Here is a 22,431-nt window from a genome sequence, read left to right as displayed (position 1 = left end):
TCGGCGCGCCGTGTCAACGCTGCCCGGCGCTTATGGCGTCGGGCAACGGTTTCTTCTGATTGGGTGTGAGGGAGAGGTCTTAGACCTTGAGCGTGCCGCGCTCGATCTGGTCGCGCTCCAGCGATTCGAAGAGCGCCTTGAAGTTGCCCTCGCCGAAACCTTCGTCGCCCTTGCGCTGGATGAACTCGAAGAACACGGGCCCAAGCGACGGTTGGGAGAAGATCTGCAGCAGCAGGCGCGGCGAGCCGTCTTCCGTGGTGCCGTCGAGCAGGATGCCGCGCTTCTGCAGCTCCGCCACCGGTTGGCCATGGCCGGGCAGGCGCGTGGCGAGGTTCTCGTAGTAGCGGTCGTTCGGCGCGGTCATCAGCGGCACGCCGGCGGCCTTGAGCTTGTCGATGACTTCGATCAGGTTGTCAGTCAGGAAAGCGATGTGCTGGATGCCTTCGCCATTGAATGCCAGCAGGAATTCTTCGATCTGACCGCCACCTTGCTTGGCCTCTTCATTGAGCGGAATGCGGATTTTGCCGTCCGGCGCGGTCATCGCCTTGGAGGTCAGCCCGGTGTATTCGCCCTTGATGTCGAAGTAGCGGATCTCACGGAAGTTGAACAGCTTCTCGTAGAAGTTCGCCCAGTACGCCATGCGGCCGCGGTAGACGTTGTGCGTCAGGTGATCGACCAGGCGCAGGCCGTGGCCTTCGGGGCGGCGATCCACGCCTTCGATGAATTCGAAGTCGATGTCGTAGATCGATTTGCCGTCTTCAAAGCGGTCGATCAGGTACAGCGGTGCACCGCCGATGCCCTTGATGGCCGGCAGGCGCAGCTCCATCGGGCCGGTGGCAATCTCAACCGGTTGTGCGCCGAGCTCCAGGGCGCGCGCGTAGGCCTGGTGCGAATCCTTCACGCGGAATGCCATGCCGCACGCGCTCGGGCCGTGCTCGGCTGCAAAGTACGCCGCCGGGCTATTCGGCTCGCGGTTGACGATGAAGTTGATGTCGCCCTGGCGATACAGCAGCACGTCTTTCGAACGGTGGCGCGCCACCAGCGAGAAGCCCATCTGTTCGAACAGCGGTTCCAGCACGTTGGGCGTGGGCGAGGCGAATTCAACGAACTCGAAGCCCATCAGCTTCATCGGGTTTTCAAAGAGGTCAGTCATGGGGGCGGTGCGGCCAATGTTGGGGGAGGGCAATGACGGACGTCGCACTGCAGCGCTACGCGCCTTCTTCGAGGTTCCTGCGACCGTCCGATTGAGGAAAGTGTAGGGTTCGGGCGCCGAAATAGAATTTCGTACGGGACACAGGAAAACCCTAGTCTGCGCAATTAAATTGCTGATGACTGGGTGTGTAAGGTGAAATTGTGCGCGATGCCCCGTATGGCGTCGGATCGGGGCCGGGGAGTTACTGGGCCTCGACGTGACCGTTCATCGCGTGGCTCGGCTCCCCGTCCATGGGCAACGCACCGAACTGCAGCGCCGCAAGCCGGGCATAGAGTGGGGAACTCTGCAGCAACTCGGCGTGGCGGCCTTGCGCGACGATGCGGCCGTGTTCAAGAACGACGATCCGGTCGGCTTGCTGCACGGTGGCGAGGCGATGCGCGATGACAAGCGTGGTGCGATTGCGCGCGGCGTTGTTCAGGGCCGTCTGCACCAATCGTTCGCTCGCGGCATCGAGTGCGCTCGTGGCTTCATCCAGCAGCAGGATCGGCGGGTCCTTGAGAATGGCGCGCGCAATGGCGATCCGCTGGCGTTGTCCGCCTGACAGCCTCACACCGCGCTCGCCCAGCAGCGTGTCGTAGCCTTGCGGCAGCGCGTTGATGAAGTCGGCGGCCGCGGCCATCTCGGCGGCGCGTTGTACCTGGGCAAGCGTCGCGTCGGGCGTGCCGTAGCGGATGTTGTCGAGCACGCTTCCGGAGAAGATCACCGATTCCTGCAGCACCACGCCAATGGCCTGCCGCAGCGTGGCAAGCGACACCTGCCGCGTCGGGACGCCGCTGATCAGGATGCTTCCGGACTGCGGTTCATAAAAGCGCAGCAGAAGCTGAAACAGCGTGGTCTTGCCCGCCCCGGACGGCCCCACCAGCGCAACGTGCTCCCCCGGCGCGACATCGAGCGTGAAGTCGGAGAGTGCGGCGGTACCCGGGCGCGATGGGTACGAAAAGCCGATGTTCTCGAAGCGGATGCCCTCGGCATGCGCCGGCAGCGCTGTCGGCGTGTCCGGCTCTGCGATGGGCGAGCGTGTTGCCAGCAGTTGCAGCAGGCGTTCCGCGGCGCCGGCGGCCCTTTGCAAGTCGCCCCACACCTCAGCGATCGCGCCCACGGCGCCCGCCGTGAACACCGCATAGAGGATGAACTGGGACAGTTGTCCCGCCGTCATCTGCCCGGCCAGCACGGCCTTCGCGCCGAGCCAGAGCACAAACACGATCGCGGCGAACACGAAGATGATGACCACGGCGGTCAATTGCGCGCGCGCCCGAATACGCACGAGCGCCGTATCGAACGCTGTTTCCACCGCGTTGCCGAAACGCTTGGACTCGTAAGCCTCCTGCGTGTACGACTGCACGGTCGGCATGGCATTGAGCACTTCGCCTGCAAGTGCACTCGCGCTTGCCACCTTGTCCTGGCTGTCACGCGAGAGCCGCCGCACGCGACGCCCGAAAATGACGATCGGCGCGACCACCACAATCAGCGTGGCGATGATGTAGCCCGATAGCACCGGACTCGTCACCACCAGCATCACCACCCCGCCGACGGTCAGCAGCGTGTTGCGCAATCCGAGTGACAGGCTGGTCCCGACAACGGTCTGGATCAGCGTCGTGTCCGTCGTGAGCCGCGACAGCACCTCGCCAGTTTGTGTGGTCTCGAAAAACTCGGGGCTCAATCCGACGATATGCCGGTAGACGGCGCGCCGCAGGTCAGCCGTGACCCGTTCCCCCAGCCACGACACGCAATAGAAGCGCAGCGCCGTGGCGCCGGCCAGCACCAGTGAGAGGAGAAACAGGGCGATGAAGTAGCGGTCGATGTGCGCCCGCTCGCCGCTGGCGAATCCCCGGTCGATCAGGAATTTGAAGGCCACCGGCAGCGCCAGGGTTGCCCCGGCCGACGTGACCAGCGCCAGGAACGCCACGACCCAGCGTCCTGCGTAAGGACGCAAGAACGGCATGAGCGCGAAGAGGGGGCTGACACGCGATGAAATGGGCGCAGCGGACGGCATGGGGACTCGGCGGCAAAGGAGAGGCCGCCATTATCTCAACCCGATTGTCGTTTTGCCGCGCCATGTGCAATCCGGACCGCGGCTTCTGCAACGGTCGGCTGCTATACGTCGGCGACCACGGTCCCCTGGTGGTACACGACCTTCCAGCCATCGTCCGTGCGCCGCCACAACGTTGCCCGCCGCGTGGTGCGATTGGACTGCACCAGCGTGTAGGTGAGCAGATAGTTGTCCGGCGCGATCTCTTGGCAGCGGAAATCGCGCGTTTGCCAGAATTCCTCACCGATATGGCCGTGCCGGGCATCGAGCACGCCGAGCACGTAGCTGCGGCTGTAGCGCTGGCCCGAGGCGCCGACCTCCCAGAAATCCTCCGTGGTCATTCGCTCGAAGTCTTCGCGGCGCGTGCCGAATTCGGGCCGGTGGAAGATGGGCTCGCGCCGGCGCAATTCTTCGAGCACGTCGAGCAGACCGGGGGCGGTGTCCAGACACGGTTCCATGCGGCAAGCCTCCTGGGAAAGCTCCAAGCATACCGCGCTCGGTCCGATCCCTGGCTGGCTAACGTTTTCGCGCTGCACAATGCGCGGCGCGTACTTCGCCCCTATGATGGCGCCTTCGTCCTTTTCGGAAACCGTTTCGATGCAACGTCCCGCCCGTATTGGCTTGTCCGCCCTGACTGTCGCGCTGTCCCTGGCGCTGGGAAGTAGCGCTTTTGCCGCCACACTCCAGAAGCCTCAGCTCGATGCGCTGCTTGCCGCCGAGCAACCCAAGGCATCGGCTAGTCTGAACAGCTTCCTTGCTGCGGCCGCCAAGGCTGACCCGCAGGTCGCAGGCAGTGTGGCTGCGTACCAGAAGAAGGCGCCGCTCACCGGCGATGACCTCATCAACATCGGCCGGCTGCTCGGCCTGTACAACCGCCTGCACAACCAGCAGGCCGTGATCGGTTCGATCGAGAAGATGGTCGCGCTGCCCACCGTGCGCGACGACAAGATCCCGCAGCACGAGAACCCCGCGATCGTGGCCTTCGGCAAGCTCGTCGAAGGCATGGCGCACGACTTCGGCCTGAAATACCGCAACGTCGACAACCGCGTGTTCGAAGTCACGTTGCCCGGCACCGGTTCGGACGAATTCGGCATCCTGACCCATGCGGACGTCGTACCTGCCAAGGCCGAAGAGTGGGTGCTCGGCGACGGCGCCAAGCTCGATCCGTTCAAAGTGACGCGTGTGGGCAACCTGCTGTACGGCCGCGGCACGATCGACGACAAGGGCTCGATTGCCGCTGCGCTGTACGCCATGAAAACCGTCAAGGACAGCGGCGTGCCGCTCGCGCGCACGATCCGCCTGATGATCGAGACCACCGAGGAAACCGGCGGCGACGGCATGAAGTACTACCGCGAGCACACGCAACTGCCCGCGTACAACATCGTGCTCGACAGCAAGTACCCGGCCGTGGTCGCCGAGAAGGGCTCCGGTGCGCTGAAGGTGTTCTTCCCCGCGCAAGCCGGGGATGCTTCACACACGGCCATCGTTTCGATGGCGGGTGCGGCCTCCGCCAACTCCGTCCCGCAGACGGCCACGGCCACGCTCCAGGGCGGTGACTTGGGCGTGGCCGCCGCCGCGCTCGAAGCCAAGCGCGATGCGTTCGTCAGCAGCCTCGCCGCACAGGGCAAGTTCTCGATCGACATCACACGCAATGCCGACAGCATCGTCGTCAAGGTCACCGGCACGTCGGCCCATGGCTCGCGTCCGGAAGAGGGTGTCAACCCGCTGCCTCGCCTGGCGCTGTTCCTGCGCGCAGCCGATCTTGGCTTGGCCGACAACGCCTACGCCCATGCCGTGCGCTACATCATCGACCTGTATGGCACCGACTATCTTGGCAACACCATGGGCCTTGCCTACAAGGACGACTTCATGGGGCCGCTTACCATGTCGCCCAACGTGATCGGCGACAAGAACGGCCGCGTTGAAGTCACGGCCAACGTGCGCATGCCGCGCGGCAAGACGCCCGACGCACTGCGCGGGGAGGTCGCCGGCAAGATCAATGCGTGGGCCAACGCCAATCACATCGCTCTGGAAATCAACCACGACCAGGGCAACTGGATGGCACGCGATCCGAAGGGCGCCTGGCTGTCGACACTGCTCAACATCTATGGCGACACCACCGGCCTAGATGCCAAGCCCGTGCCGACCGCCGGCAGTACCACCGCCAAGCTGATGCCGAATGCGATCAACTTCGGCCCGGCCATGCCCGGCAAGAAGTACACCGCGCACAACGCCAACGAGTACAAGGAAGTGCCGGACCTCGATCTGGACATGCAGATGTTCACCGAAATGCTTGTGCGTATCGGCAATCTGCAATCGATGCAGTAACCGCCGCACGATCGCCATGAAGGTCATCCGAGCTAAATCGTTTACCGCAGAGCGTGCCTGGGGCGCACTTGATATCGCCAACATGGGCGGCATCACCACGCGCCTGCATTGGACGGACCAGCCTTACCGCTGGCATGTGAACGACGGCGAGGAGGTCTTCGTGGTGCTAGACGGCACGGTCGATATGCACTATCGCGAAGCCGGGGTGGAGCGTGTGGCAGCGCTGGAGCCCGGCGACGTCTTCTTTGCCGGCATCGGTTGCGAGCATGTGGCACATCCGCGTGGGGAGGCTCGTATTCTTGTCGTCGAGAAGGCGGGCAGCGTCTAGCGGCGCGGTTCCAGCCCTCAAAAAAAAAGCCCGCAGTGCGCGGGCTTCGAATTCAGCGATCTCAATTGCCCCTGAGGGCACTGGCAATACTACTGTCACCTGCGCCAAACAAAATCCGGGTAAACGTCCGTTTTGCCTGCGAAACGTCTTTTAGTGTGCCGTTTGAGCAACATGCGGCCAAAAAAAACAGCCCGCTCAAACGGCGGGCCGAAAATCAGTTGAAGAAAGCCCTGTCCTCAGGGCATGGCAAGTGTATGAAATCAGTTGCGGTGGCAGCATTGGGGTATGCCCTGACCGGCTGCGGCAACACAATTGAAGGTGTTGCATCGCGCTCAGCAGCCTTCGGCGCCCGCCGTGCGCGAGGCTGCTGGAATCGCATCCAGCATGCGGCAGATGGCGGCCATGCTGCCGACCATCGTACGGCGCTGCTCCCCTTGATAGATGCGCACGCCCTGGGTTTGGCGGAAAGGCACCGGATGTACCGGGCGGCGGCGGGAGGACATCGATCCGAGTCGCATGGCAGACCTCGTGAGTTCGGGTGGAAAAGCGGGCGGCAAGACTCCGCCCTGGCGAGCCGATGGCCCACCTCCGGGTTGAATCAAACAGCGAAGGATTCGGCGCTGAGATGCGCCAGAGACTTACGGAGCAGCTGGCCGGATCAGACCGACGGCCAAGCCCTCCAGGTGAAACTCATCACGATCCAAATCAACGTGGATCGGCTCGAAATCGGGGTTCTCGGCGATCAGTTCGACGTGGCGGCCTTTGCGCTGGAAACGCTTGACCGTGACGTCGTCGCCAAGCCGCGCAACGACGATCTTCCCATTGGCGGCCTCTGCCGCGCGCTGCACGGCCAGGAGGTCGCCATCCAAAATGCCGGCGTCGCGCATGCTCATGCCGCGCACCTTCAGCAGGAAATCGGGCTGCGCGGAGAAGAGCGACGGATCGACCTGGTACTGGCGGTCGATATGCTCGGCGGCGAGGATTGGGCTACCGGCGGCCACACGGCCCACGAGCGGCAACGTCAATTGCATCAGCCCCATCGACGGCAGTGAAAACTGGTGCTGGGCCGTGTCGCCCGTAGTGCGCAGCCGGATGCCGCGCGAAGCGCCCGGCGTCAGTTCGATCACCCCCTTGCGCGCCAGCGCCCGCAGGTGTTCCTCGGCCGCGTTGGCCGACGAGAAACCAAACTCCGCGGCAATCTCGGCGCGGGTGGGCGGAAAGCCGGTGCGCTGAATCGTCTGGCGGATCAGGTCGAAAATCTGCTGTTGGCGGGGGGTCAGGGTGGCCATCGACGTACTGTATATTTGAACAGGTGCTGTGATTTTATACAGTGACACGGGAAGCGCAAGTGATTTTGTTGTGACATGTTGCGCCAGAGGTTCGGCCGACCCATGACCGGCGTCAAAACCTATGCACTGGTTAGAAGCTTATGCGCAATCCATGCAGGCGAAGCTGCGGGGAATCGCATAAAATCAAGGCCTTGACCGCATTTTGCACTGCCGCAAGGCCGGCCCGAACGTCACCATGTCCGCTTTCAATCAAGAGACCGTTCTGAGCGTCCACCACTGGAACGACTCGCTGTTCAGCTTCAAGACCACGCGCGACCAAGCGCTGCGCTTCCATAACGGTCACTTTGTGATGATCGGCCTGGAAGTCGAAGGCAAGCCGTTGATGCGCGCGTACAGCATCGCCAGTCCCAACTATGAAGAACATCTGGAGTTCTTCAGCATCAAGGTCCAGAACGGCCCGCTGACGTCGCGCCTGCAGCACCTGAAGGTGGGCGACAAGCTGCTCGTGAGCAAGAAGCCGGTCGGCACGCTCGTGCTGGATGACCTGTTGCCCGGCAAGAATCTCTACCTGTTCGGCACCGGCACCGGCCTGGCGCCGTTCATGAGCATCATCCAGGACCCGGATACCTACGAGCGCTTCGAGAAGGTCGTGCTGCTGCATGGCGTGCGTCAGGTGAGCGAGCTGGCCTATGCCGACTTCATCACCAGCGAGCTGCCGAACAACGAGTTCTTCGGCGACCAGGTGCGTGAGAAGCTGATCTACTACCCGACCGTCACGCGGGAGCCCTTCCGCAACATGGGCCGCCTGACCGACCTCGTGGATAGCGGCAAGCTGTCGGCCGATATTGGCCTGCCGCCGATGGACCCGGCTGTCGATCGCGCCATGATCTGCGGTAGCCCGGCCATGCTGGAAGACACCTGCAAGCTGCTCGATGCACGCGGCTTCAAGATCTCGCCGCGCATGGGCGAAGCCGGTGACTACGTGATCGAGCGCGCTTTCGTCGAGAAATAATCGACGCTGCTTTTGCTGCAAACGCCGGCCTGTGTGCCGGCGTTTTGTTTTGGCGCTTTCCCGAGGGCAATCCCCCGTCGGCAAGGGCGGGGCGGGCGGATACAATGCGCGCCTTGCTCACCACGCATGCTCCGAACGATGTCCTTGCCTACCATTGCCATCCTCGCCACCGGCGGCACGATCGCCGGTTCTGCCGACGATGCTGGCTCGGCCGCCCGCTACCGCGCTGGCGCCGTGCCCATCGACCAACTGCTCGCTGCCAGCAAGCTTGGCTTGGAGCGCATCGCCAACGTGCGCGCCGAACAGGTCGCGCAGATCGACAGCAAGGATCTGACGTTCGACGTGTGGGAAAAGCTGGTCGCGCGCGTTCGCCACTGGATCGACGTGGAGCGCGTGGATGGCGTGGTCATCACGCATGGCACCGACACGCTCGAAGAAACCGCGATGCTGCTGCACCTGACGCAGCAGACGGATACGCCCATCGTCATGACGGCAGCCATGCGGCCGTCGACGTCGTTGTCGGCAGATGGCCCGCTGAATTTGCTGAACGCGGTGCGGCTGGCCGCGAGTCCAGCAGCGCGTGGGCGAGGTGTGCTGGTCGCGCTTAATCAGCGTATTCATGCCGCGCGCGACGTGCAGAAAGCGCACACCTATGCGGTCGAGGCGTTTGTTTCCCCGGACGTGGGGCCGCTGGGTTTTGTGCTCGACACGCAAGTGCAGTTTCAGCGCGTGGCGCGCCTCGTCGCTGCGTCTGACGCGTTGCCGATGCCATCGGCAGGACAATGGCCTTGGGTCGAAGTGGTCGCGAGCTATGCGCAGCCCGACGCGCGCATGGTCGATGCGCTGGTCGACGCCGGTGTGAGGGGGCTTGTGATCGCGGCGACCGGCGCGGGTTCCATTCACGCCAATCTCGAGGCGGCGCTCAATCGGGCGAGCCAGCAGGGCGTTTTGGTGCTCCGCTCAACCCGTACGGGTGCCGGGGTGGTACCTGCGCAGCCTGATGCGCAGGGTTGGGCGTCGAGCGGCTCGCTCAATCCGTACAAGGCTCGTGTGCTGCTGACATTACTTCTGGCTTCCAGGCGTGGTGAGGCAGAGGTGGGCTCCCTGCAGCAAGTCATTGATCGGTATTGAAAATATTATCTAGGTCTGCGTATAATGGCAGGCTAACCAACCTTGCTGCACCGGAGTGTGACGCCCGGGCGGCTTAATCCACAAGGAGCGTCAATGCGTCATTACGAAATCGTCTTCATCGTCCATCCGGACCAGAGCGAGCAAGTGCCCGCGATGATCGAGCGCTACAAGAGCACGGTCACCACGCAGGGCGGTCAAGTGCACCGCGTCGAGGACTGGGGCCGTCGTCAACTGGCCTACATGATCCAGAAGCTGGCCAAGGCTCACTACGTGTGCATGAACATCGAGTGCGGCAAGGAAACCCTGGCTGAGCTCGAGCACGCGTTCAAGTTCAACGACGCCGTGCTGCGTCACCTCATCGTTCAGACCAAGAAGGCTGAAACGGCTCCGTCGCCGATGATGAAGGAAGTGGCGCGCGAAGAGGCCAAGAAGGCCGCCGCTCAAACCGAACAGGCCGCCTGATGTCGCGCGGTGCGGCGCGAAGCTAAACACCGCGCGCCGCGAGCATGAACGGAACCCTCGGGGGCAACGCCATCAACCGCCTGCAGCTCGTCGCCACACTGGTCGAGCGCGAGGTGATGAGATACACCCCAGCCGGCGTGCCCATCGTGAATTGCCTGCTGAGCTACAGCGGGCAAGCGATGGAGGCGCAGACAGTGCGACTGGTCGAGTTTTCGATCGAGGCACTGGCGGCAGGCAAGATGGCCTCCGTTCTGGACCGCATCGCTCCGGGCACTGCCCTTGATTGCGTCGGATTCCTGGCTCGCAAGCACCGCAGCAGCAAGGCACTGGTCTTTCACATCTCCGGATGTAACGTATTCGTAAAGGATTGAATCATGGCATTCATGAACAAGAAGCAGCGCGACGCGAAGAACAAGAAGCGCTTCCAGCAGCAAAACCCGCTGTTCAAACGCAAGAAGTTCTGCCGCTTCACCGTGGCAGGCGTTGAGCAAATCGATTACAAGGACATCGATACGCTCAAGGACTTCATCGGCGAGAACGGTAAGATCACCCCCGCCCGCCTGACCGGCACGCGCGCAATCTATCAGCGCCAACTCGATACGGCCATCAAGCGCGCGCGTTTCCTCGCGCTGATGCCGTACACCGACCAGCACAAGCACTAATCAGCGGGATAAGGAGAACTCACCATGCAAATTATTCTGCTCGAGAAGGTCGTCAACCTGGGTAACCTGGGCGACGTGGTGCGCGTGAAGGACGGTTACGCTCGTAACTTCCTGATCCCGAAGAAGCAAGCCCGCCGCGCAACCGAATCCGCCATCAAGGAATTCGAAGCCCGCCGTGCTGAGCTGGAAAAGCTGGCCGCTGAAAAGCTGGCTGCTGCGCAAGCCGAAGGCGAGAAGCTGAACGGCCTGACGCTGCAACTGTCGCAAAAGGCTGGTGTGGATGGCCGTCTGTTCGGTTCCGTCACCAACCACGACATCGCCGACGCGCTGGCTGCACAAGGCTTCAAGGTCGAGAAGGCGCAAGTGCGTCTGCCTAATGGCCCGCTGAAGACCGTGGGTGACCACCCGGTCGTCGTGTCGCTGCACACCGATGTGGCAGTCGACGTGACGGTGTCGGTGCTGGGCGAGGCTGTCTAAGCACGCACGCTGCACCTCGCGACGCCCGGTCAGCTGGCCGTCGCGAGTCAAGAAGGCAGGGACGAAAGTCTCTGCCTTTTTTGTTGTCCTTTGTGTCAGGGGTTCAGATTGAAGACCGAGCAGCGCCGTTATAATCCCGCCATGAACGCGCCCTCCGATCCCCAGCTCGATTCCCTCAAGGTGCCCCCGCATTCCATCGAGGCCGAACAGTCGGTGCTCGGCGGGTTGCTGCTGGATAACGCCGCCTGGGATCGCATTGCCGATTTCATCAACGAGCACGATTTCTACCGCTACGATCACCGGCTGATCTTTCACAACATCGGCAAGCTGATCTCGCAGGCCAAGCCGGCAGACGTGATCACGGTGTATGAGCAGCTGCAGGCGGCCGGCAAGGCGGAAGAGGTGGGCGGCCTGGCGTACCTGAACGCGTTGGCGCAAAACACGCCGAGCGCCGCCAACATCCGCCGCTATGCGGAAATCGTCCGCGACCGCGGCGTGCTGCGCCAACTGGTGACGATTGCCGACGAGATCTCAGCCGGTGCCTTCAACCCGCAAGGCCGCGACGTTCGCCAGCTACTGGATGAGGCTGAATCCAAGGTGTTCGCGATTGCCGAAGAAGGCTCGCGCGGGCAGAAGGGCTTCCTGGAGATCCAACCGCTGCTGACGCAGGTGGTCGAGCGTATCGACGAGCTGTACCACCGTGACAACCAGAGCGACATCACCGGTGTGCCGACGGGTTTTGTCGACTTGGATCGCATGACCAGTGGTATGCAGGGCGGCGACCTGATCATCGTCGCAGGCCGTCCGTCGATGGGTAAGACCGCGTTCTCGCTGAACATCGGCGAGCACGTGGCGGTGGAGCAGGGCCTGCCGGTGGCGGTGTTCTCGATGGAAATGGCGGGCACGCAGCTCGCCATGCGTATGCTGGGTTCGGTTGGTCGGCTGGATCAGCACCGCCTGCGGACCGGTCGCCTGCTCGACGAGGATTGGCCGCGCTTGACGCACGCCATTCAGAAGATGAATGACGCGCAGCTCTTCATCGACGAAACGCCGGCACTGAACCCGATGGAACTCCGCGCGCGGTCACGTCGCTTGGCGCGTCAGTGTGGGCAGCTTGGCCTGATCGTCATCGACTACCTGCAGCTGATGTCGGGCTCGGGCGGCGGAGAAAACCGCGCGACCGAAATCTCGGAAATCTCACGGTCGCTCAAGGGGTTGGCCAAGGAGCTCAACTGCCCGGTGATCGCGCTGTCACAGCTGAACCGAAGCCTGGAGCAGCGCCCGAACAAGCGCCCCGTGATGTCGGACTTGCGCGAATCCGGCGCTATTGAACAGGATGCCGACGTGATCCTGTTCATCTACCGCGATCAGGTCTACAACCCGGACTCTCCGGACAAGGGTACGGCCGAAATCATCATCGGTAAGCAGCGTAACGGTCCGATCGGCACCGTTCGTCTCACATTCCTGGGTGAATACACGAAGTTTGATAACTTCACCGGGGGCAATGCCTTCTTTGACAACGACACGTAACCTGCAATACGTGTCGGCCAGCCACAACGTGCGACGTCTGGCGCGCTGCGGGTTCCGGTAAAATATTGCGCTTTGATGACAGCGCCGGCGGTGATCCCGACCGGCGCTGTTTTTACGACGTCAGCACTCCTCGTTTCCAAGGATCATCATGTTCGGTCGCTTCATGCCCACCGAAGGCAAGTTTTTCGAATACTTCAATCAGCACGCCGAGTGCGCCGTCAAGGCCGCACATGCGCTCAAGGAGCTGGTCAACGACTTGCCCAATGCCGAAATGCATGCGCGCAACGTGCAGAATTTTGAAAAGAAGGCCGATCGCATTACGCATGACACGGTCGAGCTGCTGCACAAGACGTTCATTACGCCGCTCGATCGCGACGAGATCCACAAGCTGATCACGACGATGGACGACATCCTCGACCTGATGGAAGACGTGTCGCTCACGATCTCGCTGTACGACGTCACCAACGTGACGGACGAAGCGCGCCAACTCGCAACCATCTGCGTGGCCTGCTGCGAGGAGGTCCGCAAGGCCGTGGCGCTGCTCAGCGACATGAACAATGGCCGCCAGATCCTCACCATTGCGCAGGAAATCGACCGCCTCGAGTCGGAAGCCGACCGCGTGATGCGCGCCGCCATGGCCAAGCTGTTCCGCACCGAGAACGACATCAAGCTGCTGATCAAGCTCAAGGCGATCTACGAGCAACTGGAGAGCGTCACCGACTGTTGCGAGGATGTCGCCAACATCATCGAAGGCATCGTGCTCGAAAACGCCTGACGAGACGACGCCTCATGCATACGCTTCAGATCAGTCTTTGGGTGGTCGTCCTGCTGGTGGCGCTGGCCATCGTGTTCGACTTCATGAACGGCTTCCACGATGCGGCCAACTCCATCGCAACGGTGGTGTCGACCGGCGTGCTCAAGCCGCAGCAGGCGGTGGCGATGGCCGCGGCCTGCAACGTGATCGCCATTTTCATCTTCCACCTCAAGGTGGCCACCACGGTGGGGCGCGACACCATCGACCCATCGATCGTGGACCACTACGTCATCTTCGGGGCGCTGGTGGGGGCGATCGCGTGGAACATCATCACGTGGTACTACGGCATTCCGTCGAGCTCGTCGCACGCGTTGATCGGCGGCCTGGTGGGCGCGGCGGTGGCCAAGTCGGGCACGGGCTCGCTGGTGGCGAGCGGCCTGCTCAAGACCGTGGCGTTCATCCTGATTTCGCCGCTGCTGGGCTTCATCCTGGGCTCGCTGCTGATGGTGGCGGTGTCGTGGCTGTTCTTCCGAACGCCGCCATCCAAGGTGGACCGGTGGTTCCGGCGCTTGCAGTTGCTGTCGGCCTCGCTGTATAGCCTGGGCCATGGCGGCAACGATGCGCAGAAAACCATCGGTATCATCTGGATGCTGCTGATCGCAGGTGGCTACGCATCGGCCACGGCGACGGAGCCGCCGATCTGGGTCATCGTCTGCTGCTATGTGGCGATCGGTCTGGGCACGCTGCTGGGCGGCTGGCGCATCGTGCGCACCATGGGGCAGAAGATCACCAAGCTCAAGCCGGTCGGCGGTTTCTGCGCTGAAACCGGTGGCGCAATGACGCTGTTCTTCGCTTCGGCACTGGGCGTGCCGGTGTCGACCACGCACACCATTACCGGCGCCATCGTCGGTGTGGGCGCGGCGCAGAAGGCTTCGGCCGTGCGCTGGGGCGTGGCGGGCAACATCGTCTGGGCATGGGTACTGACCATTCCCGCGTCGGCCTTCATGGCGGCGATTGCCTGGTGGATTGGCCGGCACGTGCTGTAAGCCGGTCACAGATCGGACCGTCATAGCGAAACGCCCACCAAATCGGTGGGCGTTTTGCATTGAGGTGCGCGACGTGTTATTGCGTGGCGAAGCGGGCGATGGGGTCGTCGTCCGCAGGCTGCGCGATAGCCGCCGGTGTGCGCGTCGACATCAGATTGTCTGCCTCGGCGCCGCGTGCGCGGGCGAGGGCGCCGAGCGGGTCGTCATCGATAGGACGCGCCGGGCTGGCAGGGGCTGGCGCGATGGGCATGATGGTTGGCGCATCCGGCAGGTTGCTCGCAGCCACTACGCGCCGCGCGCCCATGTAGCGGCTCGCCCAGTATGACTTGGTCATGTCTTCCAGCCGCACGGTGCCGCCCGTGGCCGGCGCATGCACGAAGCGGTTCTGGCCCACATAGATGCCGACGTGCGAGTTCGGCTGGCCCGTCGTGTTGAAGAAGACGAGGTCGCCAGATGCCACGTCGCGGCGCTCGAGGGAGGTGCCGCGGCGACCCATTTCGGCAGCGGTACGCGGCAGATTCACGGAGGCGGCGCGCTGCACAACATAGCGCACGAGCCCGCTGCAATCGAAGCCGCTGTCAGGCGTATTGCCGCCATAGCGGTACGGCGTACCGACCAGCGCCATCGCTTCGATCGAGATTTCTTCCAAGCCGGCGCTTGGATCCTGAATGGGTACGCCTCGGGTGCGCAGCCCATTATCGCGAGAGGCAGTGGAACGCGTGGGTGTCGACGAGCACGCAGACAGGAGGCACGCCAGCGCCAACAGGGCAGCGCCTGCCAGTCTGGTATTGCCTTGAGGAAAACTATGCCGCGTCAGCATGCGCATCAGGAGGGCCTAGATGCGTGCATGCTATGCGCGTGGCGTCAGAAAGCCAAACCGCCTGTTGGCGGGGCGCAACGCCAAGCGGGACGCGGGTCTGCGAGCGTGGCCCCGATGGCGTCGCCTTTTGCGGGCAGTTTTACCAGCGCAGTTGAACGCTGCGGGTACTGCCGGTCTGCACCGTCGCGCGTTTGGTGGCGCCCTGGTACGTGGCGATGACGTTATAGCTCGCCGGCGGAGCCTTGATCAGGCAGCGCGGGCCGTCTGCACGGAAGCTCGCGACTTCCTTGCCGTGCCGCGTGAGTTGCACATCCACGTCGGCGAGATATTCGCCGCGCGGCCCCTGCGTGAATAGCAGCGACAGGTTGTAGTTGCGCGCTTCGCTGTTCAACGCTTCCTGTTCATCCTGTGCAACGCCGCCGCAGACGTAGCTGATCTGTCCGGCGGTCTGCGGCGTAAGGTTGTCGGCGAGCGCAATGGACGCGCCGGCGGACAGCATCATCGCCAACGCGGCCGACGTCAGGGTCAAGCGCGATCGGTTCTGCAGGTTTCGCTGCATGGGCATCATTGCCTCCATCAAAAAAGGGAGAGGTGCCTGATATGCAGCAAAAAAAAGGCCACGCAATTGCGTAGCCTTGTGACACAACGGTTTGCGGCAGATGCACTTGCCGCAGAACCGTGGTTGAGAGGTGGTTACAGCACGTCCGATGCGTGATCTGCAAGTCGCGAGCGCTCGCCACGCGCCAGCGTGATGTGACCGCTGTGGCTCCATCCCTTGAAGCGATCCACCACATAGGTCAGGCCCGACGAGCCTTCCGTCAGATACGGCGTGTCGATCTGCGCGATGTTCCCCAGGCAGACGATCTTGGTGCCCGGGCCCGCACGCGTGACCAGCGTCTTCATCTGCTTGGGCGTCAGGTTTTGCGCCTCGTCGATGATCAGAAACTTGTTGACGAAGGTTCGGCCGCGCATGAAGTTCATGCTCTTGACCTTGATGCGCGAACGGATCAGCTCCTGCGTCGCCGCGCGGCCCCATTCGCCGGCGGTATCGTCGGATTTCTGCAGCACCTCGAGGTTGTCGTCGAAGGCGCCCATCCAGGGCTGCATCTTTTCTTCTTCCGTGCCGGGCAGGAAGCCGATGTCTTCACCGACGGGGACCGTGGCGCGCGTGATGATGATCTCGTTGTAGAGCTTCTGGTCGAGCACTTGCTCAAGGCCTGCGGCCAGCGCCAGCAGCGTCTTGCCCGTACCGGCCTGGCCGAGCAGCGAGACAAAGTCCACCTCCGGGTGCATCAGCAGGTTCAGCGCGAAGTTCTGCTCGCGGTTGCGCGCCGTTACGCCCCAGACGTTGTTTTTCTGGTGCGTGTAGTCCTTGAGCGTCTGCAGCACGGCTGTCTTGCCGTTCAGTTCCTTGACCTGGGCATACAGCGGCAGGCTGCCGTCATTCGGTTCCAGGAAGACGAACTGGTTGACCAGGAACGACGGCACCAGGGGGCCCGACAGGCGGTAGAACGTGGTGCCCGTTTTCGGATCCTGCCAGCTCTCGATGTTCTTGCCGTGCTTCTGCCAGAAATCCGCCGGCAGGGCCATGATGCCGCTGTACAGCAGATCGGTATCTTCCAGCACGCGGTCGTTGAAGTAGTCCTCCGCCGGCAGGCCGAGGGCGCGCGCCTTAATCCGCATGTTGATGTCTTTGGACACCAGCACGACATCGCGGTCCGGACGTTGCTGCTGCAGCGCGGCCACCACGCCCAGGATCTGGTTGTCAGCCTTGCCCTGCGGTAAGCCGTCGGGCAGCTTGATGTCGTTCAGGCGCGTCTGGAAGAACAGGCGGCCTTGCGCATCGCGGTTCCCCAGCTTCGAAAGCGGCAGGCCGTCGTCCATCACCCCGTCGGTCCCCGCCACAAGCTGGTCGAGCGTGCGGCTGACCGTGCGGGCATTGCGTGCGACTTCGCTCATGCCCTTCTTGTGGTTGTCCAGCTCCTCCAACGTCATCATGGGCAGATAGACGTCGTGTTCTTCAAAGCGGAACAGCGAGGTCGGATCGTGCATCAGCACGTTGGTATCAAGCACGAACAGCTTGGTCGGGCCTTCATCGCGGCGCGCACGGCGACGTGCTGCGGTTTCGGTCGATTTGCCGCTGGCGGGCACTTTGTCGACGGCTTTCAGGACGCTGGGCGGACGCTGGCGCGTCTCTTCCTTGGCCACCGGCGAGGATTCGCCTGCGCGTGCCTGGGCCGCGCCGCGTTTGGGTTGCGCTCGGCCGGTCTCGGACAGCGCCTCGCGTTCAAGTGCGGGCACCGGTTTTCGAGGTTCCTGACCCGCCTTGGGCTTTCCGGCTTTGCCGAAAGGCTTGAATTCAGCCGGGTCGAGCAATTGGGCTGGCTGGGTGGGCATGGTCGGCAGCGGCATGCTTCGATTACCTCTCTGGAGGAAACAACGACGAAACACCGCGCCCGCGCATGGCGAGGCGGTGCTGATGGAAAACGCTGAGGGAAGGGCCGGCGCGCCGCGCGAACGGGCGCACGAACGAGGGCCACAAAAAAGCCGCCATGACCTGCGAGAGGTGGGGCGGCCTGGATGAACGCCATAACAAGCTGCACGACTCGGACGTTCTGCCCAGCCGGCTCGCCGGGGAAAACGCCCAAATCAGCGACGACAGGGCATCAGGCCAACTTGGCCGCCGGTACCGTCGTGGGCTATCGGAATGGCATCCGGATTTCGTACTCATCGGTTCCGACTGTATCGGAACCTTTTGTGATTTGCAATCGGTCACATGTGACGTCTAGTGGCGCGTTGCTGCCGCGCGAGACCGATGGAAAAGCAAGCGCCGGCGTGCCCTGCACGGCGCTTTCGTGCGCAGTCGCTTACAGCGCGCGCACCGCCGTCAGAACGTCGTCCACGTGGTTGGGCACCTTCACACCACGCCATTCCTTGCGTAGCACGCCCTTGCTGTCGATGAGGAAAGTGCTGCGTTCGATGCCGCGCACGTCCTTGCCATACATCTTCTTCATCTTGATGGTGTCGAAGAGGTTGCAGACGGCTTCGTCGGCGTCGGAGATCAGCTCGAACGGCATCTCCAGCTTGGCCTTGAAGTTTTCGTGCGATTTCAGGCTGTCGCGCGAAATGCCGAACACCACGGCGCCGGCGGCTTCAAAGGCGTCGTACTGGTCGCGGAAGTTCATCGCCTCGGTGGTGCAGCCGGGCGTGTTGTCCTTCGGGTAGAAATACAGCACGACGATCTTGCCGCGCTGCGAAGCCGGCGAGAACGTGATGCCGCTGGTGGCCGGTGCGGAGAAGTCGGGAAGAGGCTGGTCGAGAGTGACGGGCATGGTGTGTTCCGAAAAACCGCGGAGAGAGACAAGAAGCGCGTGCGCCGGCAAAGCTTGAGCACGGCGCCCGCCGCCGAACCGGAGATCCGCAGGATCAGGCCGGCTGAACGATCAGGCTGCCACTGCGGCCGGCAACTTCGCCCCACGTGACGGGCTGCACGGGCAGGGTGTTGCGATCCAGCATTGCGTAGTAGTCGCCCATCGACCCCAGTCGATGGCCTTGCGCGCGCCAGCCTCGCAGCAACTCGCGGAAGATCGGGGCGAGTTTCTGCCCTTCAAGTTCCGCGTGCAACGTAAACACCTGGTCGCGGTCCGACTCGGTCATCTTGAGGATGTGCCGGGCGACGTTGTCGAGGGTGATGCCATCCACACCGATCAGCTCATCCAGCGTGGGCAGCGTGGTCGGCAGCTGCACGTGGTTCAGCGCTTTGCCGTCCACGCTGGGGATGTATGGATGCGTGCCGCGGCCATCGGAGGCGTAGGCCATGCCCCAAGCGTCGATCTGGCGGAAGGCGTGGTCGTTCATTTGCCAGCCGGCGGCGCCGTGCGTCACGGGCGGTTTGCCGAAGACCTGCACAAAGCGGGCGTGCGCTGCGGTCATCTGGCGGGCGGTCCAGCCCGCATCGCGCAGGCGGACGTTGTCTTGCCAGAGGACGTGGTCCCACGTGTGGATGCCGGTCTCGAAACCTGCCTCGGCAATCGCACGCATTTCGGCGGCAGCCTTGCGGCCGATGTCGGGCCCGGGCAGCAGCACGCCGTACATCAGCGTGCGCAAGCCGTAGTGCTCGACCACGGACGTGCGGGAAACCTTTTTCAGGAAGCCGGGGCGGAACGCCCGGCGCAGCGCCCAGCCGGTGTGATCGGGGCCGAGGCTGAAGAGGAAGGTCGCGCCTGCCTCGTGCTCACGCAGCATGCGCGCGAGATTGGGCACGCCTTCGCGGGTGCCGCGCAGGGTGTCGACGTCGATCTTGAGAACGATGAGAGCCATTGAGCCTGCGCGGGTGCTGCCTTACTTGTTGCCGTTGCCTTCTTCGACCAGGCTGCGGGCTTCGGCCACGTGCGTGCGATACGCTTCGAAGATGTTCGCCAGCGCGTCCTTCATCACGGTGGTCGGCTTCCAGCCGAGCTCTTCCATGGTGTTGGCGATCTTGGGCACGCGGTTCTGCACGTCCTGGTAGCCGTTGCCGTAGTAGGCGCCGGAGGTTGTTTCCACCAGTTGGACCTGCTTGGCGGTGTCCTTGTACTCGTCGATGTTGGCGGCCAGCTCCAGCATCATGTTGGCCAGCTCGCGCACCGAGTAGTTGTTCGACGGGTTGCCGATGTTGTAGATCTTGCCCGAGGCCACGCCGTCCTTGTTGGCGATGATGCGCACCAGCGCGTCGATACCGTCATCGATATACGTGAAGGCGCGCTTCTGGCTGCCGCCGTCGACGAGCTTGATGTTCTCGCCGCGCACGATGTGGCCGAGGAACTGCGTCACGACGCGCGACGAACCTTCCTTCGGGGTGTAGATCGAGTCCAGGCCCGGGCCGATCCAGTTGAACGGGCGGAACAGCGTGAAGTTCAGGCCTTCCATGCCGTAGCCCCAGATCACGCGGTCCATCAGCTGCTTCGAGCAGGCGTAGATCCAGCGCGGCTTGTTGATCGGGCCGTAGACGAGCGACGAGGCTTCCGGGTCGAATTCCGAATCGGTGCACATGCCGTAGACCTCGGAGGTCGACGGGAAGACCAGGTGCTTGCCGTACTTGGCAGCCGAGCGGACGATCGGCAGGTTGGCTTCGAAGTCCAGCTCGAACACGCGCAGCGGGTCCTTGACGTAGGTCGACGGCGTGGCGATGGCCACCAGCGGCAGGATCACGTCGCACTTCTTCACGTGATACTCGACCCACTCCTTGTTGATGGTGATGTCACCTTCAAAGAAGTGCATGCGCGGGTGGTTGACCAGGTCGCCCAGACGCTCGGTCTGCATGTCCATGCCGTAGACCTCCCAGTCGGTGGTCTCCAGGATGCGCTTGGACAGGTGGTGGCCGATGAAGCCGTTGACGCCGAGGATCAGTACTTTTTTCATGAAGGCAAACTCAAGATCAGGAGGTGGCAAGCTGGCTGGCGAGCTGCTCTGCGGTCACGACAGACGTCCCGCCGGCAGCCTGGGTATCGACGCGCCAGAGCTCGTGGATGGCGATGGCTCCCCCATCGCCGCACACGCCGAACATCGCATTATCCACGACGTGCAAGCCCGGCGGCAAATTCGTGAAGGTTTGGTGCGCCAGACGCGCGCGCGCGACGATGTAGCGCTCGCTGCCCGCGTCCGTAAATGCACCAGGGTAGGGCGGCGCCACAGCTCGGATCAGGTTGTAGACCGGCTGGGCCGGTTTGGACCAGTCGATGCGGCCGTCTTCGGGTTTGCGGCCGCCGAAATAGCTGCCGTTGGCCAGCACGTTCGGGTGCTGCGGGATCTGTCCGGCAATCATCGCGGGCAGGGCTCGCCACAGGGTTTGCTCGGCGGCGACGGTGGCTTTTTCAAACACCTCGTGCGACGTGTCGTCCGGCAGGATCGGCACGACGGTCTGGTCGACGATGTAGCCAGCATCGGGCTTTTCGACCATCTCGTGCAGGGTGGCGCCGGTTTCGGTTTCACCATGCAGAACGGCCCAGTTGATCGGTACGCGGCCGCGGTATTTGGGCAGCAGCGAGCCGTGCATGTTGAACGCGCCGAATTTGGCGAGGCTCAACAGGCGCATCGGGATCATGTGCCGGTAGTAGAACGAAAAAATGAAATCCGGCGCGATGGCCGCGATGCGGGCATGCAGGTCTTCACCGTTGGCGTTGTCCGGCGTGATGAAGGGGATGCCCAGTTCCTGTGCCGTAGCGCGCACGCTGCCAAACCAGATGTTCTCGGCGGCGTTGTCTTCGTGCGTGACGACGAGTTCGACCTGGATACCGCGCGCTGCCAGTACGCGCAGGCAGCGCACGCCAACGTTGTGATACGCAAAGACGACGGCGCGGCGTTTGATGGCACCCGTCATGCGACACCCCGCTGCGAGCCGTTCTTCAGGTCGGCCGGGCCGGCTTCGTGCAGATGGGGCGTGTCTTCCAGCACGCCCTGCACTAGATAGCGCGGACGCTCGCGCACCTGCTGATAGATGCGGCCGATGTATTCACCAAGCAGGCCGATGCCGAACAGCAGCACGCCCATGAGGAAGAACGTGATGGCGAACAGGGTGAACACGCCCTGGACTTCCGCGCCCAGCACGAAGCGGCGAATCACCAGCAGGATGAACAGGATGGCCGAAGCCAGCGACAGCAGCATCCCGATCGCCGAGAACCACTGCAGTGGCACTACCGAGAAGCCCGTCACGAGGTCGAAATTCAGGCGCACCAGCTTGTACAGCGAGTACTTTGATTCGCCTGCGAAGCGTTCTTCGTGGTCGACTTCGATTTCGGTGGGGTTCTTGCTGAAGGTGTAGGCCAGTGCCGGGATGAAGGTGTTGACTTCACGGCAGCGGTTGATCGTATCGACGATGGTGCGGCTGTAGGCGCGCAGCATGCAGCCCTGGTCGGTCATCTTGATGTGCGTGATGCGCTCGCGCAGCGAGTTCATGGCGCGCGATGCCGTGCGGCGGAACCAGCTGTCCTGACGCACGCGCCGGATGGTGCCGACGTAGTCGTAGCCCTCGTCGAGCTTTTCGACCAGGCGGCCGATTTCTTCCGGCGGGTTCTGCAGGTCGGCATCGAGCGTGATGACGCGCTCGCCGCGCGAGTGCTCGAAGCCGGCCAGGATGGCCATGTGCTGGCCGTAGTTGCCGTTGAATAGCACGACGCGCGTGGTATCAGGGCGCACGCGGAACTGCTCGGCCAGCATGGCGGCAGAGCGGTCGCGGCTGCCGTCGTTGACGAACACGACTTCGTACGAAATGCCGAGCGCATCGAGCGCGGGATACAGACGCGCAAACAGCGCGGCGAGCCCATCTTCTTCGTTGTAGACAGGAATGACGACCGAGAGAGCGGGTGTCTTCAT

General features: G+C 63.1%; 24 protein-coding genes. 11 read left to right on the top strand and 13 right to left on the bottom strand.

Annotated features, from left to right (window positions below):
- Window positions 1-79: 79 nt before the first annotated feature.
- The 3 genes from hppD to NG900_RS12605 all read right to left on the bottom strand — a co-directional run bounded on the left by hppD (window position 80) and on the right by NG900_RS12605 (window position 3,700).
- On the bottom strand, window positions 80-1,153 hold the full coding sequence (gene hppD / locus NG900_RS12615) for a 4-hydroxyphenylpyruvate dioxygenase (RefSeq protein ID WP_252680667.1): 1,074 nt from the start codon (window positions 1,151-1,153) through the stop codon (window positions 80-82).
- A 241-nt stretch (window positions 1,154-1,394) separates the two neighbouring features.
- The gene (locus NG900_RS12610) at window positions 1,395-3,206 is read right to left on the bottom strand and encodes an ABC transporter transmembrane domain-containing protein (RefSeq protein ID WP_252680665.1); all 1,812 of its coding nucleotides are present in this window, start codon (window positions 3,204-3,206) and stop codon (window positions 1,395-1,397) included.
- A gap of 101 nt (window positions 3,207-3,307) precedes the next feature.
- A complete protein-coding gene (locus tag NG900_RS12605; RefSeq protein WP_252680663.1) occupies window positions 3,308-3,700 on the bottom strand; it encodes a nuclear transport factor 2 family protein in 393 nt (130 codons plus the stop codon).
- Window positions 3,701-3,839: 139 nt separating this feature from the next.
- Between NG900_RS12605 and NG900_RS12600 the strand changes: the two genes are divergently transcribed.
- Together NG900_RS12600 and NG900_RS12595 are read left to right on the top strand one after the other, a co-directional pair.
- A complete protein-coding gene (locus tag NG900_RS12600) occupies window positions 3,840-5,570 on the top strand; it encodes a dipeptidase (RefSeq protein WP_252680661.1) in 1,731 nt (576 codons plus the stop codon).
- 16 nt (window positions 5,571-5,586) lie between these two features.
- Complete coding sequence (locus tag NG900_RS12595; protein WP_252680659.1) at window positions 5,587-5,898, top strand: cupin domain-containing protein; 312 nt, start codon at window positions 5,587-5,589, stop codon at window positions 5,896-5,898.
- A gap of 332 nt (window positions 5,899-6,230) precedes the next feature.
- Here the strand turns inward: NG900_RS12595 and NG900_RS12590 are convergent, their stop codons facing one another.
- On the bottom strand, window positions 6,231-6,416 hold the full coding sequence (locus NG900_RS12590; RefSeq protein ID WP_252680657.1) for a hypothetical protein: 186 nt from the start codon (window positions 6,414-6,416) through the stop codon (window positions 6,231-6,233).
- Between the two features lie 120 nt (window positions 6,417-6,536).
- Window positions 6,537-7,187: a transcriptional repressor LexA gene (gene lexA / locus NG900_RS12585; protein ID WP_252680655.1), complete on the bottom strand. Its 651-nt coding sequence runs from the start codon at window positions 7,185-7,187 to the stop codon at window positions 6,537-6,539.
- Window positions 7,188-7,422: 235 nt separating this feature from the next.
- Here lexA and NG900_RS12580 point away from each other — a divergent pair, with 235 nt between their 5' ends.
- The 9 genes from NG900_RS12580 to NG900_RS12540 all read left to right on the top strand — a co-directional run bounded on the left by NG900_RS12580 (window position 7,423) and on the right by NG900_RS12540 (window position 14,261).
- Window positions 7,423-8,199 carry a ferredoxin--NADP reductase gene (locus NG900_RS12580; RefSeq protein ID WP_027677555.1) on the top strand — a complete coding sequence of 259 codons (777 nt, stop codon included), beginning with the start codon at window positions 7,423-7,425 and terminating at the stop codon, window positions 8,197-8,199.
- 138 nt (window positions 8,200-8,337) lie between these two features.
- Window positions 8,338-9,330, top strand: coding sequence for an asparaginase (locus NG900_RS12575; protein WP_252680653.1), 993 nt, complete (start codon window positions 8,338-8,340; stop codon window positions 9,328-9,330).
- Between the two features lie 93 nt (window positions 9,331-9,423).
- The gene (gene rpsF / locus NG900_RS12570) at window positions 9,424-9,792 is read left to right on the top strand and encodes a 30S ribosomal protein S6 (RefSeq protein WP_039595966.1); all 369 of its coding nucleotides are present in this window, start codon (window positions 9,424-9,426) and stop codon (window positions 9,790-9,792) included.
- A gap of 44 nt (window positions 9,793-9,836) precedes the next feature.
- Window positions 9,837-10,163 carry a primosomal replication protein N gene (gene priB / locus NG900_RS12565; RefSeq protein ID WP_252680651.1) on the top strand — a complete coding sequence of 109 codons (327 nt, stop codon included), beginning with the start codon at window positions 9,837-9,839 and terminating at the stop codon, window positions 10,161-10,163.
- 12 nt (window positions 10,164-10,175) lie between these two features.
- Entirely contained in the window at window positions 10,176-10,454 is a 279-nt protein-coding gene (rpsR, locus tag NG900_RS12560; RefSeq protein WP_420804148.1) for a 30S ribosomal protein S18, read from the top strand.
- Window positions 10,455-10,478: 24 nt separating this feature from the next.
- Window positions 10,479-10,931, top strand: coding sequence for a 50S ribosomal protein L9 (gene rplI, locus NG900_RS12555; protein WP_252680648.1), 453 nt, complete (start codon window positions 10,479-10,481; stop codon window positions 10,929-10,931).
- Window positions 10,932-11,072: 141 nt separating this feature from the next.
- Window positions 11,073-12,461 (top strand): replicative DNA helicase, encoded by a 1,389-nt coding sequence (locus NG900_RS12550; RefSeq protein WP_027677550.1) that lies wholly within the window; start codon window positions 11,073-11,075, stop codon window positions 12,459-12,461.
- A 148-nt stretch (window positions 12,462-12,609) separates the two neighbouring features.
- On the top strand, window positions 12,610-13,236 hold the full coding sequence (locus NG900_RS12545; protein ID WP_252680646.1) for a DUF47 domain-containing protein: 627 nt from the start codon (window positions 12,610-12,612) through the stop codon (window positions 13,234-13,236).
- A 14-nt stretch (window positions 13,237-13,250) separates the two neighbouring features.
- Window positions 13,251-14,261 (top strand): inorganic phosphate transporter, encoded by a 1,011-nt coding sequence (locus NG900_RS12540; RefSeq protein ID WP_004626498.1) that lies wholly within the window; start codon window positions 13,251-13,253, stop codon window positions 14,259-14,261.
- A gap of 76 nt (window positions 14,262-14,337) precedes the next feature.
- On the opposite strand, the gene NG900_RS12535 is transcribed toward NG900_RS12540, so the two are convergent.
- The 8 genes from NG900_RS12535 to NG900_RS12500 form a co-directional block, all read right to left on the bottom strand.
- Window positions 14,338-15,081 (bottom strand): C40 family peptidase, encoded by a 744-nt coding sequence (locus tag NG900_RS12535; protein WP_252680928.1) that lies wholly within the window; start codon window positions 15,079-15,081, stop codon window positions 14,338-14,340.
- 139 nt (window positions 15,082-15,220) lie between these two features.
- Complete coding sequence (locus NG900_RS12530) at window positions 15,221-15,646, bottom strand: hypothetical protein (protein ID WP_252680644.1); 426 nt, start codon at window positions 15,644-15,646, stop codon at window positions 15,221-15,223.
- Window positions 15,647-15,774: 128 nt separating this feature from the next.
- A complete protein-coding gene (locus NG900_RS12525; RefSeq protein ID WP_252680642.1) occupies window positions 15,775-17,493 on the bottom strand; it encodes a PhoH family protein in 1,719 nt (572 codons plus the stop codon).
- Window positions 17,494-17,948: 455 nt separating this feature from the next.
- The gene (locus NG900_RS12520) at window positions 17,949-18,413 is read right to left on the bottom strand and encodes a peroxiredoxin (protein ID WP_252680640.1); all 465 of its coding nucleotides are present in this window, start codon (window positions 18,411-18,413) and stop codon (window positions 17,949-17,951) included.
- A gap of 94 nt (window positions 18,414-18,507) precedes the next feature.
- On the bottom strand, window positions 18,508-19,401 hold the full coding sequence (locus tag NG900_RS12515) for a 4-deoxy-4-formamido-L-arabinose-phosphoundecaprenol deformylase (protein WP_252680638.1): 894 nt from the start codon (window positions 19,399-19,401) through the stop codon (window positions 18,508-18,510).
- A 21-nt stretch (window positions 19,402-19,422) separates the two neighbouring features.
- Entirely contained in the window at window positions 19,423-20,481 is a 1,059-nt protein-coding gene (locus tag NG900_RS12510) for a bifunctional UDP-4-keto-pentose/UDP-xylose synthase (RefSeq protein WP_252680636.1), read from the bottom strand.
- Between the two features lie 16 nt (window positions 20,482-20,497).
- Entirely contained in the window at window positions 20,498-21,427 is a 930-nt protein-coding gene (locus NG900_RS12505) for a formyltransferase (RefSeq protein WP_252680925.1), read from the bottom strand.
- A gap of 8 nt (window positions 21,428-21,435) precedes the next feature.
- Window positions 21,436-22,431: a glycosyltransferase gene (locus NG900_RS12500; protein ID WP_252680634.1), complete on the bottom strand. Its 996-nt coding sequence runs from the start codon at window positions 22,429-22,431 to the stop codon at window positions 21,436-21,438.

Origin of the sequence: Ralstonia soli, from assembly GCF_023955655.1 — a bacterium.
Lineage (GTDB): Bacteria > Pseudomonadota > Gammaproteobacteria > Burkholderiales > Burkholderiaceae > Ralstonia > Ralstonia soli.
Note: the sequence above shows the minus strand (reverse complement) of the source record. Positions and strands in the feature narration are given on the sequence as shown.

What these genes read in the sequence shown, in the direction of transcription:
- hppD (WP_252680667.1), bottom strand. Translation starts at nt 1,153, where the DNA reads ATGACTGACCTCTTTGAAAACCCGATGAAGCTGATGGGCTTCGAGTTC.
- NG900_RS12610 (WP_252680665.1), bottom strand. Translation starts at nt 3,206, where the DNA reads ATGCCGTCCGCTGCGCCCATTTCATCGCGTGTCAGCCCCCTCTTCGCG.
- NG900_RS12605 (WP_252680663.1), bottom strand. Translation starts at nt 3,700, where the DNA reads ATGGAACCGTGTCTGGACACCGCCCCCGGTCTGCTCGACGTGCTCGAA.
- NG900_RS12600 (WP_252680661.1), top strand. Translation starts at nt 3,840, where the DNA reads ATGCAACGTCCCGCCCGTATTGGCTTGTCCGCCCTGACTGTCGCGCTG.
- NG900_RS12595 (WP_252680659.1), top strand. Translation starts at nt 5,587, where the DNA reads ATGAAGGTCATCCGAGCTAAATCGTTTACCGCAGAGCGTGCCTGGGGC.
- NG900_RS12590 (WP_252680657.1), bottom strand. Translation starts at nt 6,416, where the DNA reads ATGCGACTCGGATCGATGTCCTCCCGCCGCCGCCCGGTACATCCGGTG.
- lexA (WP_252680655.1), bottom strand. Translation starts at nt 7,187, where the DNA reads ATGGCCACCCTGACCCCCCGCCAACAGCAGATTTTCGACCTGATCCGC.
- NG900_RS12580 (WP_027677555.1), top strand. Translation starts at nt 7,423, where the DNA reads ATGTCCGCTTTCAATCAAGAGACCGTTCTGAGCGTCCACCACTGGAAC.
- NG900_RS12575 (WP_252680653.1), top strand. Translation starts at nt 8,338, where the DNA reads ATGTCCTTGCCTACCATTGCCATCCTCGCCACCGGCGGCACGATCGCC.
- rpsF (WP_039595966.1), top strand. Translation starts at nt 9,424, where the DNA reads ATGCGTCATTACGAAATCGTCTTCATCGTCCATCCGGACCAGAGCGAG.
- priB (WP_252680651.1), top strand. Translation starts at nt 9,837, where the DNA reads ATGAACGGAACCCTCGGGGGCAACGCCATCAACCGCCTGCAGCTCGTC.
- rpsR (WP_420804148.1), top strand. Translation starts at nt 10,176, where the DNA reads ATGAACAAGAAGCAGCGCGACGCGAAGAACAAGAAGCGCTTCCAGCAG.
- rplI (WP_252680648.1), top strand. Translation starts at nt 10,479, where the DNA reads ATGCAAATTATTCTGCTCGAGAAGGTCGTCAACCTGGGTAACCTGGGC.
- NG900_RS12550 (WP_027677550.1), top strand. Translation starts at nt 11,073, where the DNA reads ATGAACGCGCCCTCCGATCCCCAGCTCGATTCCCTCAAGGTGCCCCCG.
- NG900_RS12545 (WP_252680646.1), top strand. Translation starts at nt 12,610, where the DNA reads ATGTTCGGTCGCTTCATGCCCACCGAAGGCAAGTTTTTCGAATACTTC.
- NG900_RS12540 (WP_004626498.1), top strand. Translation starts at nt 13,251, where the DNA reads ATGCATACGCTTCAGATCAGTCTTTGGGTGGTCGTCCTGCTGGTGGCG.
- NG900_RS12535 (WP_252680928.1), bottom strand. Translation starts at nt 15,081, where the DNA reads ATGCTGACGCGGCATAGTTTTCCTCAAGGCAATACCAGACTGGCAGGC.
- NG900_RS12530 (WP_252680644.1), bottom strand. Translation starts at nt 15,646, where the DNA reads ATGCCCATGCAGCGAAACCTGCAGAACCGATCGCGCTTGACCCTGACG.
- NG900_RS12525 (WP_252680642.1), bottom strand. Translation starts at nt 17,493, where the DNA reads ATGCCGCTGCCGACCATGCCCACCCAGCCAGCCCAATTGCTCGACCCG.
- NG900_RS12520 (WP_252680640.1), bottom strand. Translation starts at nt 18,413, where the DNA reads ATGCCCGTCACTCTCGACCAGCCTCTTCCCGACTTCTCCGCACCGGCC.
- NG900_RS12515 (WP_252680638.1), bottom strand. Translation starts at nt 19,401, where the DNA reads ATGGCTCTCATCGTTCTCAAGATCGACGTCGACACCCTGCGCGGCACC.
- NG900_RS12510 (WP_252680636.1), bottom strand. Translation starts at nt 20,481, where the DNA reads ATGAAAAAAGTACTGATCCTCGGCGTCAACGGCTTCATCGGCCACCAC.
- NG900_RS12500 (WP_252680634.1), bottom strand. Translation starts at nt 22,431, where the DNA reads ATGAAGACACCCGCTCTCTCGGTCGTCATTCCTGTCTACAACGAAGAA.